Source organism: Bradyrhizobium sp. S3.7.6, assembly GCF_054061875.1.
In genome coordinates this window covers 8,510,671-8,527,659 of sequence record NZ_JBSSEQ010000001.1, presented here as the reverse complement: position 1 = coordinate 8,527,659, position 16,989 = coordinate 8,510,671, and the positions used below count along the sequence as shown (strand labels likewise).

Annotated in this window: 17 protein-coding genes and 1 pseudogene; 11 read left to right on the top strand and 7 right to left on the bottom strand. The window is 66.3% G+C overall.

The features are described 5' to 3' along the window. The first annotated feature begins 91 nt into the window (after positions 1 to 91). A complete protein-coding gene (locus ACVJ5M_RS41120; RefSeq protein WP_063985539.1) occupies positions 92 to 787 on the top strand; it encodes a glutathione S-transferase family protein in 696 nt (231 codons plus the stop codon). A 62-nt stretch (positions 788 to 849) separates the two neighbouring features. On the opposite strand, the gene ACVJ5M_RS41115 is transcribed toward ACVJ5M_RS41120, so the two are convergent. After that, positions 850 to 1,077, bottom strand: a complete 228-nt coding sequence (locus ACVJ5M_RS41115) for a cysteine-rich CWC family protein (RefSeq protein ID WP_084795306.1) — start codon at positions 1,075 to 1,077, stop codon at positions 850 to 852. Between the two features lie 114 nt (positions 1,078 to 1,191). Between ACVJ5M_RS41115 and ACVJ5M_RS41110 the strand changes: the two genes are divergently transcribed. From ACVJ5M_RS41110 to ACVJ5M_RS41100, 3 genes are all read left to right on the top strand, one after another. Continuing rightward, the gene (locus ACVJ5M_RS41110) at positions 1,192 to 2,748 is read left to right on the top strand and encodes a DUF1800 domain-containing protein (protein WP_063985538.1); all 1,557 of its coding nucleotides are present in this window, start codon (positions 1,192 to 1,194) and stop codon (positions 2,746 to 2,748) included. A gap of 2 nt (positions 2,749 to 2,750) precedes the next feature. Continuing rightward, positions 2,751 to 3,968 (top strand): DUF1501 domain-containing protein, encoded by a 1,218-nt coding sequence (locus ACVJ5M_RS41105; protein WP_063986693.1) that lies wholly within the window; start codon positions 2,751 to 2,753, stop codon positions 3,966 to 3,968. Positions 3,969 to 4,054: 86 nt separating this feature from the next. Next, positions 4,055 to 4,378 carry an antibiotic biosynthesis monooxygenase family protein gene (locus ACVJ5M_RS41100; protein ID WP_028151824.1) on the top strand — a complete coding sequence of 108 codons (324 nt, stop codon included), beginning with the start codon at positions 4,055 to 4,057 and terminating at the stop codon, positions 4,376 to 4,378. Between the two features lie 18 nt (positions 4,379 to 4,396). Here the strand turns inward: ACVJ5M_RS41100 and ACVJ5M_RS41095 are convergent, their stop codons facing one another. The 6 genes from ACVJ5M_RS41095 to ACVJ5M_RS41070 form a co-directional block, all read right to left on the bottom strand. Continuing rightward, positions 4,397 to 5,338: an aldo/keto reductase gene (locus ACVJ5M_RS41095; RefSeq protein WP_063985537.1), complete on the bottom strand. Its 942-nt coding sequence runs from the start codon at positions 5,336 to 5,338 to the stop codon at positions 4,397 to 4,399. A 262-nt stretch (positions 5,339 to 5,600) separates the two neighbouring features. Further along, positions 5,601 to 6,056 carry a GNAT family N-acetyltransferase gene (locus ACVJ5M_RS41090; protein ID WP_014492036.1) on the bottom strand — a complete coding sequence of 152 codons (456 nt, stop codon included), beginning with the start codon at positions 6,054 to 6,056 and terminating at the stop codon, positions 5,601 to 5,603. An 87-nt stretch (positions 6,057 to 6,143) separates the two neighbouring features. Further along, the gene (locus tag ACVJ5M_RS41085; protein ID WP_063985536.1) at positions 6,144 to 6,956 is read right to left on the bottom strand and encodes a PAS-domain containing protein; all 813 of its coding nucleotides are present in this window, start codon (positions 6,954 to 6,956) and stop codon (positions 6,144 to 6,146) included. 128 nt (positions 6,957 to 7,084) lie between these two features. Further along, positions 7,085 to 7,231: a hypothetical protein gene (locus ACVJ5M_RS41080; protein WP_162137015.1), complete on the bottom strand. Its 147-nt coding sequence runs from the start codon at positions 7,229 to 7,231 to the stop codon at positions 7,085 to 7,087. 85 nt (positions 7,232 to 7,316) lie between these two features. Continuing rightward, positions 7,317 to 7,493 carry a hypothetical protein gene (locus ACVJ5M_RS41075; protein WP_187387820.1) on the bottom strand — a complete coding sequence of 59 codons (177 nt, stop codon included), beginning with the start codon at positions 7,491 to 7,493 and terminating at the stop codon, positions 7,317 to 7,319. A 152-nt stretch (positions 7,494 to 7,645) separates the two neighbouring features. Further along, on the bottom strand, positions 7,646 to 8,296 hold the full coding sequence (locus ACVJ5M_RS41070) for a glutathione S-transferase family protein (protein WP_063985535.1): 651 nt from the start codon (positions 8,294 to 8,296) through the stop codon (positions 7,646 to 7,648). A 574-nt stretch (positions 8,297 to 8,870) separates the two neighbouring features. On the opposite strand from ACVJ5M_RS41070, the pseudogene ACVJ5M_RS41065 reads away from it, so the two are divergent. The 7 genes and pseudogenes from ACVJ5M_RS41065 (at position 8,871) to ACVJ5M_RS41035 (ending at position 16,965) form a co-directional block, all read left to right on the top strand. After that, positions 8,871 to 10,074, top strand: a pseudogene (locus ACVJ5M_RS41065) (pyridoxal phosphate-dependent aminotransferase). A gap of 172 nt (positions 10,075 to 10,246) precedes the next feature. Beyond that, a complete protein-coding gene (locus ACVJ5M_RS41060; protein WP_063985534.1) occupies positions 10,247 to 10,729 on the top strand; it encodes a DUF992 domain-containing protein in 483 nt (160 codons plus the stop codon). Positions 10,730 to 10,882: 153 nt separating this feature from the next. Then, a complete protein-coding gene (locus tag ACVJ5M_RS41055) occupies positions 10,883 to 12,931 on the top strand; it encodes an elongation factor G (RefSeq protein WP_354100174.1) in 2,049 nt (682 codons plus the stop codon). Positions 12,932 to 13,238: 307 nt separating this feature from the next. Further along, positions 13,239 to 13,511: a helix-turn-helix domain-containing protein gene (locus ACVJ5M_RS41050; RefSeq protein ID WP_014492044.1), complete on the top strand. Its 273-nt coding sequence runs from the start codon at positions 13,239 to 13,241 to the stop codon at positions 13,509 to 13,511. A 96-nt stretch (positions 13,512 to 13,607) separates the two neighbouring features. Then, positions 13,608 to 15,362 carry a SulP family inorganic anion transporter gene (locus ACVJ5M_RS41045; RefSeq protein ID WP_063985532.1) on the top strand — a complete coding sequence of 585 codons (1,755 nt, stop codon included), beginning with the start codon at positions 13,608 to 13,610 and terminating at the stop codon, positions 15,360 to 15,362. A gap of 66 nt (positions 15,363 to 15,428) precedes the next feature. Continuing rightward, positions 15,429 to 16,073: a YoaK family protein gene (locus ACVJ5M_RS41040; protein ID WP_063985531.1), complete on the top strand. Its 645-nt coding sequence runs from the start codon at positions 15,429 to 15,431 to the stop codon at positions 16,071 to 16,073. Between the two features lie 52 nt (positions 16,074 to 16,125). Continuing rightward, positions 16,126 to 16,965 (top strand): shikimate dehydrogenase, encoded by an 840-nt coding sequence (locus ACVJ5M_RS41035; protein WP_063985530.1) that lies wholly within the window; start codon positions 16,126 to 16,128, stop codon positions 16,963 to 16,965. Positions 16,966 to 16,989 lie beyond the last annotated feature (24 nt).

Genomic DNA, 16,989 nt, shown 5'->3' with positions numbered 1-16,989 from the left:
TCTCGAAGGGCGAGGCCGAGATCGGGCCTTCATCCTTCGAGACGCGCGTTCCGCGCTCCTCAGGATGAGGGTCTGGCAGGGAAGGCCTTTCATGTCGCTCAAGCTCTTCGAACTCGTCGGTACCGATGCTGCGCGCCCGTTCAGCCCATATTGCTGGCGCACGCGGATGGCGCTGGCGCACAAGGGCCTGTCGGCGGAATCGCTGCCCTGGCGCTTCACCGAGAAGGGCGCGATTTCGCCGCACGGCTCGGAGAAGGTCCCGGTGCTCCTGCATCATGACAAGCCCGTGATCGATTCCTGGGCGATCGCGAACTATCTCGAAGACAATTTTCCAGACCAGCCGTCGCTGTTCGGCGGCGAGGGCGGCCGCGCCATGGCGCGCATGCTCAATGCCTGGGGCGACATCGCCATCGTCGGCGGCCTCTCTCTGCTGATCGTCGCCGACATCCCGAAAAACCTCGGCCAGGTCGACGCCGCCTATTTCCGCCAGTCGCGTGAGGCGCGGTTCGGCAAGCCCCTGGAAGAGGTCCAGGCGAGCCGCGAGACCGGCGTCGTCGCGTTCCGCAAGTCGCTCGAAGTAATGCGGCAGACGTTCAAGACGCAGGCCTATCTCGGCGGCAGCGCGCCGAACTATGCCGACTATATCGTGTTCGGCGGTTTTCAATGGGCGCGTGTGGTGAGCCCGTTCAGGCTGCTGGAAGTGGATGATCCCGTCTATGCGTGGCGCGAAAAACTGCTCGACGCGTTCGACGGCATGGCGCGGAAGTCGCCGGGGCACGCGGTGTAGCTTCGTAGCCCGGATGGAGCGCAGCGAAATCCGGGATTGGTGCCCGCGGAAGGATTCCCGGATTACGCTTGCGCTCCATCCGGGCTACGCGCTTCTGCCGCCGCCTTCCTCAGACATTCCCGGCACAAACAATCCTCGCCCTTGACTGGCATCGGCAGCCGCGCCGTTTCCTCCGCGCACCAGCAGTTTCCCGAGAGATCGCAGCCGAACTCGGTGCCGCAACGGGAGCAGGCGAGGCGGCGCGGTTCCGGCAAGGGAAAATCGGAGGGAAATTCTTTCGGATTTGTCATGATTTGCCCAAACGCTGCGCCGTCATTTTCATGCCGGGTTCATCTCCCGCTACGGTATATTAGGCGCTGCGCTCAGACTCGGAAAGCGGTTGGCAACGCGCGAAGGACACATCGATGGCCCGCGATTCGCAAGCTGCCCTCGTCGCGCTCAACCGTTTCGGTTTCGGAGCGCGCGGCGGGGCGTCCGGCGATCTCGTCAACGCGGCGTCCGATCCGCGCGGCTTCGTGAAGGCGGAACTCGCCCGCCCCAACGGCGTGCTGCTGGAAGCGCCGGGGCTGCAATCGACGCCGCAACTCGGGCAGGCCGTGTTCGCCTATCAGGACCAGGTCAAGCAGGCGCGCGAGGCCGCGAAGGCCGCTGCGCCCGCCGAAGGGTCGCAGCAGGCACCGGCCGATCAGAAGCCGGGGCTGCGCCGCAATCTTTCGCTGAACGCGGCCGCGACCGAGATCGCCGGCCAGATGGCCGAGGCCAAGCCCGCCGACAATGCGGCGAAACCGGACGCCATGCAGCCCAGCGCTGCCGCACCCCCTGCCGCCAAGCCCGCGCCGCAGCCGCTCAACGTGATCCAGAAAACCTTTCGCGCCGAGGCGCTGGCGCGCTTGCAACGCGCGACGCTGGTCGAGTGCGGCTTCACCGAGCGGCTGGTGGTGTTCTGGTCCAACCATTTCTGCATCTCCGCGAGCAAGGGCGAGCTGGCGCGGATCTGGGCCGGCGCGTTCGAGCGCGAGGCGATCCGGCCGCATGTGCTCGGGCGCTTCGCCGACATGCTGAGGGCGGTCGAGCAGCATCCGGCGATGCTGTTCTTCCTCGACAACCAGCAATCGCTCGGGCCGGACTCGCGCGCCGGGCAAAACCGCAAGCGCGGGCTGAACGAAAATCTCGCGCGCGAGATCATGGAGCTGCATACGCTCGGCGTCGGCGGCGGCTACACGCAGGACGACGTCACCTCGCTCGCGCGCATCATCACCGGCTGGACCTTTGCCGGACGGCAGGGGCAGCTGGGAACGCCCGGCTCCTTCGCGTTCAACGCCAACGCGCACCAGCCCGGGCCGCAAATGCTGCTCGGCAAGACCTACGGGCCGACCGGCCTTGCGCAAGGCGAGGCCGCGCTCGCCGACATCTCGCGCCATCCCTCGACCGCCAATTTCATCGCCACCAAATTCGTCCGCCATTTCGTTGCCGACGATCCGCCGCCGGCGCTCGTTGCGCGATTGCGCGACGTCTTCGTCAAGACCGACGGTGATCTCAAGGCAATGGCTGTTGCGCTAGTCGATTCCGACGAGGCCTGGAAGGCGCCGCTGACGAAGATGCGCTCGCCTTACGACTTCGTGGTCGCGAGCGGACGGCTGCTCGCGCGCGTGCCGGAGGATCCCGGTGGCTATCTCAATAACCTGAACCTGCTCGGCCAGCCACTGTGGTCGCCGGCCGGGCCGAACGGTTTTCCGGATACCAGCGCGGCCTGGGCCGCACCCGAAGGCATCAAGCTCCGGCTCGACATCGCGGCACAGATGGGCGCGCGGCTCGGTAACAACATCGATCCGCTCGACCTGCTGGAGTTCGCGGCTGCGGATGCGGCCTCGATCGAGACGCGCAAAACCATCGAGCGCGCGGAGTCGCGGCAGCAGGCGCTGGCACTGCTGCTGATGTCGCCGGAAATGCAGAGGAGATGATGATGATCGACTGCGTCGAGAACCGGCTCCTCACCTCGCGCCGCGGCCTCCTGCTCGGCGGCGCGTCCTTCGCGGCCTGGGCCTATTTGCCGAAATTCGCCCGCGCGGCCGGCGGGCGCGATCCGCGCTTGATCGTGGTGATCCTGCGCGGCGCGCTCGACGGGCTCTCGACCGTCGCGCCGCTTGGCGATCCCGATTATGCCGGCCTTCACGGCTCGATCGCGCTTGCCGCCGACGGCGCGCATCCCGCGATCATGCTCGATACTTTTTTCGCGCTGCATCCGGCGATGCCGGAGTTCGCGCGCATGTATCGCGACATGCATGCCGCGGTGATCCATGCGGTGGCGACGCCCTATCGCGACCGCTCGCATTTCGATGGCCAGGACGTGCTCGAAAGCGGTTATGCCGGTCCCGGCCGCGTTCAATCGGGCTGGCTCAATCGCGCGCTCGAAGCGCTGCCGCGCGGCGAGCGTGTGTCGAGTGGGCTCGCGGTCGGTCCGACCACGCCGCTGGTCTTGCGCGGCAATGCGCCGACCGTCGGCTGGGCGCCGGTGGCGCTGCCGCAAGCCGACGACGACACCGCCATGCGCCTCGTCGATCTCTACCGTCACCGCGATCCCGCGCTGGCCTCCGCGCTGTCGCAGGGCCTCCAGTTGGAGAAGGCAGCGAGCGGCGACGACATGAAGCCGAAACCCGGCAACCAGGTTGCGCAGATGCGCCAGGTCGCGCGCGGCGCCGCAAAGCTGATGGCGGCCGATGACGGCCCGCGCATCGCCGCGCTCGCCTTCGACGGCTGGGATACGCATGCCAATGAAGGCGGTCCGGTCGGGCGTCTGGCCTTCCTGCTCGGCGGCCTCGATGGCGCGCTCGCCGAGTTCGAAAGCGGCCTTGGCGAGCGCTGGCGCGACACCGCAATCGTCGTCGCCACCGAGTTCGGCCGCACCGCGCGCATCAACGGCACCGACGGCACCGATCACGGCACGGGAACGATCGCGCTGCTCGCCGGCGGCGCGGTGAAAGGCGGCCGCGTCATCTCCGACTGGCCCGGTCTCAAGCTCGCGAACTTGTATGAGGGACGCGACCTCAAGCCCACCACGGACTTGCGCTCCGTGATCAAGGGAGTGCTGCAGGGACAGTTCGGCCTGTCCGATCGCGTGCTGGCTGAAACCGTATTCCCGGACAGCGCCGCAGCGCGGCCGATGAAGGGATTGGTGGCGTAATAACAGCCACCGTCATTCCGGGCCCGTGTCTTGCGGTGCGTCCCGGAATGACGACATGATGAGCCGAGCATCAGGAGATCACCCGCATGTACATCGCCATGAACCGCTTCCGCGTCGCCAAGGGCTCTGAAGCCGCTTTCGAACAGGTCTGGCTCTCGCGCGACACGTTTCTCGACGGGGTGCCGGGCTTCGTCGAATTCCATCTGCTGCGCGGTCCCGAGCTCGAGGACCACACGCTCTATGCCTCGCACACCATCTGGGCGAACCATGCCGCGTTCGAGGCGTGGACCAAGTCGGAGGCGTTTCGCGCGGCGCATCAGCGCGCTGGCGATAACAAGCCGCTCTATCTCGGCCATCCCCAGTTCGAGGGCTTTGAGGTGATGCAGACGGTGGGACGCGGCGCGAAGTAACGCGCCGCGCTTTAAACATCAGCCCTGGGTGATCTTGTCGATCTCCGCCATCTCATCGGCGCTGAGCTTCCACGCGATCGCCTTGACGTTCTGCTCGATCTGCTCGACGCGGGTGGCGCCCGCGATGACGCTCGAGACCTGCGGGCGGCCGGCGAGCCAGGAGAAGGCGAGCTCGAGCATCGAGTGACCGCGCGCTTGCGCAAAGGCCTGCAGCTTCTCGACGATCGCCTCGTTGCGCGGGGTGACATAGCGGTCGCGCAGTCGCGGAGTTTGGCCAAAGCGGGTGTCGCCGGGTGCAGACTCACCCTTTTTGTATTTGCCGGTCAGAAGTCCGCTTGCGAGCGGGAAGAACGGCAACAGGCCGAGCTTGTATTCCGTTGCTGCCGGCAGCAGGTCCTTCTCGATGTCGCGCACGACCAGGGAATATTCGTCCTGGCAGGAGACGAAGCGGCTGACATTCATCGCGCGCGCGACATACTCCGCTTCCGCAATCCGCCACGCCGGAAAGTTGGAGTTGCCGATGTAGCGGACCTTGCCATGGCGGACGAGATCGTCGAGCGCGCGAAGACTCTCCTCGATCGGCGTCAGCGGGTCGTAATCGTGCTGCTGGTAGAGATCGATGTAATCGGTCTTCAGCCGCTTCAGGCTCGCGTCCACGGCCGCCATGATGTAGCGGCGCGAGGCGCCCTGCTTGGTTCCGTCCTCCGCCATCGGCTTGGAGTATTTCGTCGCCAGCACGATGTCCTTGCGGCGATCGCCCAGCACGGCGCCGAGCACATTTTCCGAGCCGCCCATGGCCGAATAGATGTCGGCAGTGTCGAACAGCGTGATGCCGAGATCGAGCGCGCGGTGGATCACCTTGCGCGAGGCCTCGAGGTCGATGCGCTGGCCGAAATTGTTGCAGCCGAGCCCGACCGCGGACACGCGGAGGCCGGAGGCGCCGAGATTACGAATTTCCATGGGAGGTCCTGTCAGGAGAAAGCGGGCCATTGTGGCCGCGCTGCCCGCTAGCGGCAAGGCGTCGCCTTGCGTTGCTGCCATGCTGCCGGGAACTGAAGGCAAAAAAATGCGGCCCCTGTCAGACGCGGCGACTGACGGGGACCGCTTTGGGGCGCTTGATCGGTGACGGGGGGCCTGATCAGACGCAGGTGCAACGTAGTCCCGCTATGTTACGCGCGGGTGACAGGCAGAGTTATCCACAGGGACTCCGCGGCTGCCGCGATCAGAAGATCTTGCGATAGACGATGAAGCCGGAGCGCTCGGCGACCTTGTCGTACAGGCTCTGCGCCGTGACGTTGGTCTCGTGCGTCTGCCAGTAGACCCGCGGGGACCCCGCGAGCTTTGCGCGCTCGTAGACGCCGTAGATCAGCGCTGAGGCGACGCCCTTGCCGCGCGAGGCCTCCAGCGTGAACAGGTCCTGCAGATAGCAGGACGGTTCGATCGCCGTGGTGCTGCGGTGAAACAGATAGTTCGTCATGCCGAGCAGCTTGCCGTCGCTCTCGGCGACCAGCCCATGCACCGGCTCATAGCCATCGAAGAAGCGCTGCCACGTCATCCGCGTGATTTCGGGCGCCAGCGCGGTCGGGCCGGAGCGGCCGTAGAAAGCGTTATAGCCATCCCACAACGGCAGCCATTGATCGTAGTCCTGTTTCGTGACGGAGCGAATGGTGAGCGACATGTGGGTTTCCGCGATCTCGGAGGACGCAAGACGATGAAGCGTCCTTCATACGTGATGATCGCACTGCCGATCAATCGCGCCGTCGCATCACTCCGCGACGCGCAAGTACCGCATCAGCCTGCGGCCCGCGGGATCGCGCAGCGAGCGGTAGTACTCGGCGCGCGCGGGCGGGTCGGTGTGGCGTACGAGGTCGGTCACGGGCGTGTAGCTCAGCATGCGCCCGCCATCGGGCAGGACGGCGCAGACGAAGCGCAGCACCTCGCCATTGCGCAAGGCGATGTTGATCGGCCTGGCATCGCCGATCCGCACCATTTGCATCCGCTGCGCGATGAAGGTGCCAAGCTCATCCTCGGGCAGCTCGAACGCGCCGGTGTCGCGGCCGTGATACATCAGCGCAATGAAGGGCGGCTTGCCGTCGGCCACTTCGTCCGGCAGCGCAAAATAGTCGCGAAATGCGCGGTTGATGAATTCGGCACGCGTTTCGGCGTCGAGCAGCACGATGCCGATATCGACCTGGTCGAGCGCGGCCGACAGCCGCGCGGCGGTGGCGTGGCTCTGGCGCTCGGCGGCGAATGTGCCGAGCAGCCGCTCGCGCATCAGGCCGGTGATTGCGGCGGTGCCGGCAGTCGTCACGGCGAGGAGGCCGAGCCGGACCAGATCCGCCGTCGCATAGCCCGGCAGGGCTCGATGGGCCAGAAAGAACAACGCCGCGCCGATCACGGCGACGGCAGCGCTGGTCATGGCGGAAGCGAGACCCGATAGCGAGCCGGCGAGCGCCACGATGCAGACGAACAGGGGGGCAGGCGAGGGAACGTGGATATAGCGATCGAGCAGGATCGCCAGCAGCGCAATTGCCGCTGTCAGCGCCGGACCGGAGATCGCACGCCATCCAAACCGCATGGGCCAGTCTCGCTCCTCCCGAACGAGGTAAGGCCGCAACACTGGCCGATCGTTGCGCCCATGCGATGCGATTTCATGCGGTGCGCTTAAGGAGCACTTGCCGGCAAGGGCAAAGCTTTCGCATGATTTTAGGCCAAATGCGCGTGCCTGAGGCGCTGCTGCTGCGCCGGCGCATTCAGCGTCGACGTCCCGGAGCTCTTGCGCACCCCGGTGAAAATCAACAGCGATGCCGCGACCAGGATGGCCGCAGTCAGGGTGATTGCAACGACTACCACAGGCGATTTCATCGGTGTCCTGTCGCGATGCCGGTCGGCGCGGGCCGCGTGGCACCTTGAAGGCGGGTCCGGGATGAAACGGGGATCAGACCGGCAGGCCCATCGCCATGGTCGCCTTGGTCGACAGCACCGTCAGGGTGACGATCAGGCACAGCGAGAGCGCGGCGACGGCGAGCGAGGCCACGACCGCGTTGGTCAGCCGGGAAGACGAAACGGTAACGGTTTGGCCCCGAAAGCCTGCCGTGCCGGACGCCCGAATCATGGTCTAAATCCTTCAACGTGCGAGCGAATCACCCGCGACTCGAACAATTTCCCCGTTTCAACCGGCAATATTGGGGCGGCCATAGCGTCGAAAATGGCGAGAATGCGGCATAGGCTGCCCTTATGCCCGCTATTCCCGGGGCCAGCGCGCCGTCAGGCGCCCGCCGCGATGCTGGCGGGGTCGTCGACGTCGGCCGGCCGCCAGTCCATCGCCACGAAGCCGGGTGCAGCTTCCACGCGCTTCAGCCAGTCCCGGATCGCCGGGAAGGTCGAGAGGTCGAAGTCGCAGCGCTCGGCGAGGTGGGTGTAGCCGTAGAGCGCGATGTCGGCGACCGTGAGCTGGCGGGCGGCGAAATAGGCGTTGGTCTTGAGGTGGTTTTCCATCACCTGGAGCGCGCCATAGCCGCGCTCCATCCAGTCTTCCAGGGAGTGGGTCTGGAGATCGCGGCCGCCCTTGACCAGCGACAGCCAGAAATAGGCGGCGCCGATGTTCGGCTCGAGCGCGTGCTGCTCGAAGAACATCCATTGCAGCGCCTCGGCGCGGTCAATGCGGTTCTCGGGCGCAAGCGGCGTGCCGACCGCGACGTACCAGAGGATGGCGTTGGACTCGGCGAGATAGCGGTCGTCGCCGACCTCGAGCAGCGGCACCTGGCCCGACGGGTTCTTGGTCAGAAAGTCCGGCGTGCGACTCTCGCCGCGCAGAATGTCCACTTCGACTGCTTCGTAAGGCACGTTCAACAGGGCCAGCGCAAGGCGGACCTTGTAGCTGTTGCCGGAGCGTTGCATCGAATAGAGCTTGTACATTCTGGGAGTTCGTTCCGAAAACGGGAAGGCGCGGTACTCGTTGCCCAGTACCGCGGCCAAACAATGATGCCGTTGCGAATCCGCCGCAAGACCCGCGCCATAGAAAAACTCGAAAACCCTACCGCACTGCAATGCCGCGGAAGATCATTTTCGCGCGACGCTACAAATCAGATCACGCTTGCGTCAGCGCGCGGACGCATCGCGGCCGCACGTTCGTGCAGGACGATTGAACGGTCGTGATCGCCTCGGCTGCTGACGGGTCCAAGTCTTTCAAAGCAAGTCGCTCAAAGGTTGTCTCAAGTGTCCTCTCGAGCGTCAGACTGCCGTCAGCTTCATGGCGGCGCGCAACGCGCCAAATTGCTCCGAGGACAGGCCTTGCCGGATATGAGGGATTCCGGCGGCAAAGTTACGGAAAATTGCGGGAAAACGCGCCTAGAAGCGCTCCAGATCCGTAAACTTTTTCGAGATCGGGCCGAAGTTTCTTGCGGCGCAGCGGCACACGTTTTAGGGTGGCTCATTCCCACAATCGGAGTCGTGAGGCCAAAGGGTTCACGACGCTTGTCAGGAGATGACGATGTCCTTCCTTGCCGCTGCGCTCGACCGTGTGAAGCCGTCCGCGACCATCGCGGTCACGGATAAAGCACGTGCGCTGAAAGCGGCGGGCCGCAACGTCATCGGCCTCGGTGCCGGCGAGCCCGACTTCGACACGCCCGCCAACATCAAGCTGGCTGCGATCCATGCCATCGAAGCCGGCAAGACCAAGTACACCGCCGTCGACGGCATTCCCGAGCTGAAGGAAGCCATCATCGGCAAGTTTCAGCGCGAGAACGGCGTGGCCTACAAGCCGAACCAGATCATCGTCGGCACCGGCGGCAAGCAGGTGCTCTACAACGCGCTGATGGCGACCATCAATCCGGGCGACGAGGTGATCATCCCCGCGCCGTACTGGGTCAGCTATCCCGAGATGGTGGCGCTCGCCGGCGGCGAGCCGGTGCCGGTGGTCTGCACCGCCGCGACCGGCTTCAAGCTCCAGGCCGAGGCGCTCGAGCGTGCGATTACGCCGAAGACCAAATGGGTGATCCTGTGCTCGCCGTCGAACCCGACCGGCGCGGCCTACACCAGGACCGAGCTGAAGGCGCTCACCGACGTGCTGGTCAGGCATCCGCATGTGTGGGTGATGACCGACGACATGTACGAGCACCTCGTCTATGATGACTTCCAGTTCACCACGGTCGCGCAGGTCGAGCCGAAACTCTACGACCGCACGCTCACCGTGAACGGCGTGTCGAAGGCCTATTGCATGACCGGCTGGCGCATCGGCTACGCCGGCGGTCCGGCGCAGCTGATCAAGGCGATGTCGACGATCCAGTCGCAGTCGACCTCGAACCCCGTCGTCGATCGCACAATGGGCCGCGGTCGAAGCGCTGAACGGTCCGCAGGACTTCATCCCCGCCAACAACAAGGTGTTCAAGGAGCGCCGCGACCTCGTGGTCTCCATGCTCAACCAGGCCAAGGGCATCGAGTGCCCGCGTCCCGAAGGTGCGTTCTACGTCTATCCCTCCTGCGCCGGCACCATCGGCAAGACCGCGCCGTCGGGCAAGGTGATCGACAATGACGAGACCTTCGTGACCGAGTTGCTCGAGACCGAAGGCGTCGCCGTGGTGCAGGGCTCGGCCTTCGGCCTCGGCCCGGCGTTCCGCATCTCCTACGCGACCAAGACCTCGGACCTCGAAGACGCCTGCAAGCGCATCCAGCGCTTCTGCGGTAATCTCCGCTGAGCCCGTCGCAAATACCTATCGAAAAGGCCCGCCTCCGGCGGGCCTTTTTATTGTTTGCACGCTTATCGTCACGCGTGATCTGGCACCACCACGGCTCTTGTGGCATAGACCATCGCGCAACACGGGTGGGGCGCTCTCTCTGCTCGCATCACATTCATCGCCGGAGATATTCATGCGCCGTTCGTTCATCCTCGCCGGGCTCGCCGCGGCCAGCCTCGTTGCCTCCGTCGCAAACAGCGGCGCTCAGCAGCAGCGGATGGTCCGGGTCGGCGTGCTCGAATGCCGCGGCGGCGCCAGCGTTGGCTTCATCGTGGGATCGGTGACCAATCTCGGTTGCGTCCTGCGTGCCGACGGTTTGCCGGAAGATCGCTACGTCGCGACCATTCGTAAAGTGGGCCTCGACATCGGCATCACCCAGGAGACCACACTTGCCTGGGGCGTGTTCGCGCCGGTCGATCGGCTCGGCCCCGGCGATCTCTCGGGCAATTATGCCGGCGCGCAGGGCAGCGCCTCGGTCGGCGTCGGTATCGGTGGCAACGCGCTGATCGGCGGCTCCAACAATTCGATCGCGCTCCAGCCGCTCAGCGTACAGGGCCAGGTCGGCCTCAACGTCGCCGCCGGCCTCGAGAGTCTGGAACTCCGTCCGGGTCGTTGACAATTTCGCGTGTGCAGATCGCGTCGGTCCGACGCGATCTCGGCAACGACGCACCGCAGCGATTTTTGATGCTTGCCAAATCTCGGGGACGGGCAGAGCATCGGCGTTTGCCGACCCAATCATGGGCCGAGCTCCACACCAAGGAGGCGGCGAATGGGACAAGACGTCAGAAGTCCCCGAGGTCCACGGTGCATCGCACTGGTGGGCCCATTCCAAAGCGGTAAAACCACACTTCTCGAAGCAATACTGGCGCGAACGGGCGCAATACCCCGCGTCGGCAGCGTCGACGCCGGAACATCCGTCGGCGACGCCTCCCCGGAGGCCCGTCATCACAAGATGACCGTCGGCCTGACTGCCGCCACCACGAGTTTCATGGGCGACAGCTACACCTTCCTCGATTGTCCCGGTTCCGTTGAGTTCGCCCACGACATGCGTGCAGCGCTTCCCGCTGTCGACGCCGCGGTCGTGGTCTGCGAGGCCGACGAGAAGAAGCTGCCGCAGCTTCAGATCATCCTGCGCGAGCTGGAGGAACTGAAGATCCCGCGTTTCCTGTTCCTCAACAAGATCGACCGCGCCAACAAGCGCATCCGCGAGACGCTGGCGACACTCCAGCCCGCCTCGCGCGTACCGCTGGTGCTGCGCCAGATCCCGATCTGGAAGGGCGAGCTGATCGAGGGCTTCGTCGATCTCGCGCTGGAACGTGCGTTCATCTACCGCGAGCACAAGGCCTCCGAGGTGGTCGCGCTCGAAGGCGGAGATCTCGATCGCGAGAAGGAGGCCCGCTTCTCGATGCTGGAGAAGCTCGCCGATCACGACGACGCGCTGATGGAGCAATTGCTCGAGGACATCCAGCCCCCGCGCGATGCGGTGTTCGACGATCTCGCGCGCGAATTGCGCGAGGGGCAGATCTGCCCCGTGCTGCTGGGTGCCGCCGCGCGCGAAAACGGCGTGCTGCGCCTGATGAAGGCCCTGCGCCACGAGGCGCCCGGCATCGAGGAAACTGCAAAGCGTCTCGGTGTGCCTGCCAGCAAGGAGGCGCTCGGCTACGTCTTCAAGACGCTGCATTCGCAGCACGGCGGAAAGCTGTCGCTGACGCGATTGCTCGCCGGCCATCTCGACGACGGAGCCACGCTGCAATCCGCCTCCGGCGGGAGCGGCCGCATCTCCGGCATCCTCGCCGTCAACGGCGCCTACGATACCAAGCGTGCCGCGGCCGAAGCCGGCGACACGGTTGCGCTCGCCAAGGTCGACCCGATCAAGACCGGCGACACGGTCTCGAGCGGCAAGTCCCCGCCGGCTGCGCTGTTCGCCCCGGAGCCGACGCCGCCGGTGCTCGCGATCTCGGTCGCCGCCACCGACCGCAAGGACGACGTCAAGCTCGGCCAGGCCCTTGCTCGGCTGCACGAGGAGGATCCTTCGCTCGGCGTCGTGATGAACGCCCAGACCCACGACACCGTGCTGTGGGGCCAGGGCGAGATGCATCTGCGCGTGGCGAGCGAGCGGCTGCGCGACCGCTTCGGCGTCAAGATCACCTCGCATCCACCCGCGATCGGCTACCAGGAGACCATCCGCAAGCCGATCGTCCAGCGCGGCCGCCACAAGAAGCAATCCGGCGGCCACGGGCAGTTCGGCGATGTCGTGCTCGACATCAAGCCGCTGCCGCGCGGCGAGGGCTTCAAGTTCACCGAGAAAGTGGTCGGCGGCGCGGTGCCGCGCAATTATATCGGCGCGGTGGAAGAGGGCGTTGTCGACGGACTGACGCGCGGCCCGCTCGGTTTCCCCGTCACCGATCTGCAGGTGACGCTGACCGACGGCTCCTATCACAGCGTCGACTCCTCCGACCTCGCCTTCCGCACGGCGGCGCGGGTCGGACTCAACGAAGGCCTGCCGCAATGCCAGTCGGTGCTGTTGGAGCCGATCCACGTGGTCGAGATCGTCTGCCCGACCGACGCCACCGCCAAGATCAACGCGATCCTGTCGGCGCGGCGCGGCCAGATCCTCGGCTTCGACACCCGTGACGGCTGGAGCGAATGGGACTGCGTCCGCGCCATGATGCCGGAAGCGGAGATCGGCGAACTCATCGTCGAGCTGCGTTCGGCCACGGCCGGAGCCGGCAGCTTCACCCGTCAGTTCGACCACATGGCCGAGGTGACCGGCCGCGCCGCCGACCAGATCATCGCCGCGCATCAGCACGCGGCGTGATGTAAGGGAAGCACGGCTCTCTCACTCCCTCTCCCCGTTCTTTACGGGGGGAGGCTGAGGTGAGGGGCTGTTTCCGCGCCCACGGTGTTTCGTTTGGCCGAACCCGCGCCCAACCTCCGTCATTGCGAGCGCAGCGAAGCAATCCAGACTGGCTGCGGAGGCGGTCTGGATTGCTTCGTCGCAAGAGTTCCTCGCAATGGCGGAGGCGGCAGGACGGGCACCCCTTGCGCCCGCCCTACAATGATGTATTTTACATCATTGTACATGCTCCAGATATCACTTATAAACTCTGATACGTGAGGCCACGGTGATCACGTCGTTCCAGATGCGGGCAGCCCGCGCGCTGCTTGGCATTGACCAGAAAGCCTTGGCCGAGCTCGCCGGCGTTTCGCTGCCGACCATCCAGCGGATGGAGGCCAGCACCGGCAATGTGCGCGGCGTGGTCGAGACCTTGATCAAGGTGGTCGAGGCGTTCGACCGGGCCGGCGTCGAGCTGATCGGCGAGCAGGCCCGCAGCGACAGCGGCGGGCGGGGCGTTCGCCTGAAGGAGCCGGGGCCGCCGCGCCGCGTGGGAGCATGATCGCATTGATCGTGCTCGGGATGAGCTAGCGCATCGTCGCACGCGCGCGCTGCACGATGCACCGGAGCATTGTGGGCAGCGGAGCACTCTGCGGACATGAGCATCACAGGCGAACACGCAGGCAAGCTGCATCAGCTGCGTCGACCGACCTTTGCCGAACTCTATCTCCCCAAGCTCGTCACCGTCTGGCGCGAAGGCTACGGCCTCGCGGATCTCCGCGCCGATGTGTTCGCGGGCCTGACGGTTGCCATCGTCGCGCTGCCGCTGTCGATGGCGATCGCAATCGCCTCGGGCGTGACGCCGGACCGCGGGCTCTACACCGCTGTCGTCGGTGGCTTCATCGTGTCGCTGCTCGGCGGCAGTCGCTTCCAGATCGGCGGGCCCGCCGGCGCCTTCATCGTGCTGGTCGCGGTGACCGCGGAGCGGCACGGCGTCGACGGCGTCATCCTCGCCACCCTGATGGCGGGCATGGTCCTGATCGCCGCGGGCCTGTTGCGGATCGGCACCTACATCAAGTTCATTCCCTACCCCGTCACGGTCGGCTTCACCGCGGGCATCGCCGTGATCATCTTCGCCAGCCAGCTCCGCGATCTCGGCGGGATCACGCTGGCTGGGAAAGAGCCCAGCGAATTCGTGCCGAAACTCGTTGCGCTAGCCGCAGGCCTGCACACCATCAATCCCTCCGCCGTCGCGGTCGCGATCGTCAGCATTGCCGTCATCGCCGGCCTGCGGCGCTGGCGGCCGTCCTGGCCCGGCATCCTGATCGCGGTCGTGCTCGCGGCGGTCGCGACTGCCGTGCTGTCGCTGCCGGTCGAAACCATCGGCAGCCGGTTCGGCGGCATTCCGCGCGAATTGCCGTCGCCGGCGCTGCCGGCGTTCTCGCTTGCGAAGGCGACGGCCGTGCTGCCGGATGCGATCTCTTTCGCGCTGCTCGCCGCGATCGAATCGCTGCTGTCGGCGGTGGTGGCCGACGGCATGACCGGTCGCCGTCACCGCTCCAATTGCGAGCTGGTGGCGCAAGGCGCGGCCAATATCGGCTCGGCGCTGTTCGGCGGCATCTGCGTCACCGGACTGATCGCGCGCACCGCCACCAACATCCGCGCCGGCGGACGCGGGCCGCTCGCGGGCATGCTGCATTCGGTCTTCCTGCTGCTGTTCATGCTGATCGCAGCGCCGCTCGCGAGCTACATCCCGCTGGCCGCGCTGGCCGCCGTGCTCGTCGTCGTCGCCTGGACCATGGCGGAGAAGCACGAATTCGCGACGCTCTTGCGCTCATCCTGGGGCGATGCCGTCGTGCTGCTTGCGACCTTCCTGCTCACCATCTTCCGCGACCTGACCGAAGGCATCCTGGTCGGCTTCGCGCTGGGCGCGGTGCTGTTCATCCACCGCATGGCGGAGATGACGGGCATCGAGGAGCGCTCCCCGCTGGTGGCCGCCGATCGTCCCGATGACGGCAATGGCGAGCGCGTGCCTTACGATCCCGCGCTCGCCATCGATCGCGACGTGCTGGTCTATCGCATCACCGGTGCGTTCTTCTTCGGTGCCGCCTCGGCAATCGGAAACGTGCTCGACGGCATCGCCGACCAGCGCAAGGGTCTTGTGGTCGATTTCGCCGCGGTGCCGTTCCTGGATTCGACGGCCGCCAACGTGCTCGGTCGCGTCGCCGTCAAGGCGCACCGCCACGGCATCCGGCTGTTCATCACGGGGGCGTCGCCCGCGGTTCGCCGCGCGCTGCTCACCCACGGCGTGACGCCGCCGCGTGCGCGCTATCGCGCGACGATCGCGCGTGCCGTCGCTGACATCAAGGGCGGCGCGGCGCGGCCCGTGGCCGATGACGCGGCCGCGACCTGACGGCAGCGCACTTCTCAAGCCGGCCGATTTGATCGACACTGCCGCGTCACGGCGGTGGTGCAGGGAATGCTGGATTCGCGTCGCAATATTGCGCTGGCCTGCGCGCTCAGCATGCTGGCGGGCTATGTCGACGGCATCGGCTTCTTGCATCTCGGCGGCCTGTTCGTCTCGTTCATGAGCGGCAACTCCACGCGTCTCGGCGTCAGCCTTGCCGAAGCGCAGTGGTGGCAGGCCGCCAGCGCCCTCGGCCTGATCGCGCTGTTCGTGGCCGGAGCTGCGGCCGGCAGCCTCGTCGTGCTCGGCGGCGGGGCCGAGCGGCAGCCCTGGCTGCTCCTCATTGAAACCGGGCTGCTTGCGGGTGCCGGACTTTGCCATGCCTACGGCCTGTCGAACCTCGCGATCGCGGCCATCGTGCTCGCGATGGGCCTGGAGAACGCCGTGTTCCAGATCGATGGCGGCGCGGGCCTTGGCCTCACCTATGTCACGGGCGCGCTGGTCAAGGTCGGCCAGTTCCTCGCGGTGAGCCTCACCGGCGGGCCGCGCTGGAATTGGGCGCCGAACCTGCTGTTGTGGGCGGCGCTCGTTGCGGGGGCGGCGGGCGGGGCGCTCGGCTATGCCCGGATCAACCTCGCCGCGATCTGGTTCGCCGCTGCCGCGGCGCTGGCATTGGCTGCGATCGTGGCTGCGGCGATGCGGCGGTCGCGCGCTTGACAGAGCCGGCGGGACGCGAAATGGATCGCCTCGAACACGACCCGAGGGAAAGATGACCGCGCTCAGGACTCCCGCAGCCTGTTTGATCGGATGGCCGGCCGCGCATTCGCGCTCGCCGCTGATCCATCGTTACTGGCTGCGCACGCTCGGGATCGAGGGTGGTTACGTCATCGAGGCGGTCCCGCCCGAGGATCTGCGCGACTTCGTGCTGCGGCTGTCGCTGCGCGGCTTCGTCGGCGCCAACGTCACCATCCCGCACAAGGAAGACGTGCTGGCGCTGTCCACGCCCGATGCGCGTGCCAGGGCCGTCGGCGCTGCGAACACGCTGTGGTTTGCCGACGGCGAGCTGCGCTCGACCAATACCGATGTCGAAGGCTTCATCGGCAATCTCGATGCCGGAGCGGCCGGTTGGGACAGCGCGGAAGAGGCATTGGTGCTCGGGGCCGGCGGTTCCTCGCGCGCGGTCGTGTTCGGCCTGCTCGAACGCGGCATCAAGCGCATCCATCTCGCCAATCGCACCATCGCGCGCGCCGAGACGCTGGCAAGACAGTTCGGGCCGAACGTGCATCCGATTCCCTGGGACGGCATCAACGACGTGCTGCCGCGCGCAAGACTTCTCGTCAACACGACCTCGCTCGGCATGCACGGCCAGCCTTCACTCGATGTCGACGTGGCGCGCCTGCCGGATGGGGCGGTCGTCGCCGACCTCGTCTATGTTCCCCTGGTGACGCCGCTGCTGGCGGCTGCGAAAGCGCGCGGCCTGAACACCGCCGACGGCCTCGGCATGCTCCTGCATCAGGCGGTGCGCGGCTTCGAGCTGTGGTTCGGGCAAAGGCCTGCTGTCACGGCCGAGCTGCGCGCGCTGGTCGAGGCCGATCTCACAAAGACTTGAAAGGATAACGGCGAATAGCACCCC

Bases quoted from the DNA above. Each gene is read 5' to 3' on its own strand.
- ACVJ5M_RS41120 (WP_063985539.1), top strand. From the start codon at position 92: ATGTCGCTCAAGCTCTTCGAACTCGTCGGTACCGATGCTGCGCGCCCG.
- ACVJ5M_RS41115 (WP_084795306.1), bottom strand. From the start codon at position 1,077: ATGACAAATCCGAAAGAATTTCCCTCCGATTTTCCCTTGCCGGAACCG.
- ACVJ5M_RS41110 (WP_063985538.1), top strand. From the start codon at position 1,192: ATGGCCCGCGATTCGCAAGCTGCCCTCGTCGCGCTCAACCGTTTCGGT.
- ACVJ5M_RS41105 (WP_063986693.1), top strand. From the start codon at position 2,751: ATGATCGACTGCGTCGAGAACCGGCTCCTCACCTCGCGCCGCGGCCTC.
- ACVJ5M_RS41100 (WP_028151824.1), top strand. From the start codon at position 4,055: ATGTACATCGCCATGAACCGCTTCCGCGTCGCCAAGGGCTCTGAAGCC.
- ACVJ5M_RS41095 (WP_063985537.1), bottom strand. From the start codon at position 5,338: ATGGAAATTCGTAATCTCGGCGCCTCCGGCCTCCGCGTGTCCGCGGTC.
- ACVJ5M_RS41090 (WP_014492036.1), bottom strand. From the start codon at position 6,056: ATGTCGCTCACCATTCGCTCCGTCACGAAACAGGACTACGATCAATGG.
- ACVJ5M_RS41085 (WP_063985536.1), bottom strand. From the start codon at position 6,956: ATGCGGTTTGGATGGCGTGCGATCTCCGGTCCGGCGCTGACAGCGGCA.
- ACVJ5M_RS41075 (WP_187387820.1), bottom strand. From the start codon at position 7,493: ATGATTCGGGCGTCCGGCACGGCAGGCTTTCGGGGCCAAACCGTTACC.
- ACVJ5M_RS41070 (WP_063985535.1), bottom strand. From the start codon at position 8,296: ATGTACAAGCTCTATTCGATGCAACGCTCCGGCAACAGCTACAAGGTC.
- ACVJ5M_RS41060 (WP_063985534.1), top strand. From the start codon at position 10,247: ATGCGCCGTTCGTTCATCCTCGCCGGGCTCGCCGCGGCCAGCCTCGTT.
- ACVJ5M_RS41055 (WP_354100174.1), top strand. From the start codon at position 10,883: ATGGGACAAGACGTCAGAAGTCCCCGAGGTCCACGGTGCATCGCACTG.
- ACVJ5M_RS41045 (WP_063985532.1), top strand. From the start codon at position 13,608: ATGAGCATCACAGGCGAACACGCAGGCAAGCTGCATCAGCTGCGTCGA.
- ACVJ5M_RS41040 (WP_063985531.1), top strand. From the start codon at position 15,429: ATGCTGGATTCGCGTCGCAATATTGCGCTGGCCTGCGCGCTCAGCATG.
- ACVJ5M_RS41035 (WP_063985530.1), top strand. From the start codon at position 16,126: ATGACCGCGCTCAGGACTCCCGCAGCCTGTTTGATCGGATGGCCGGCC.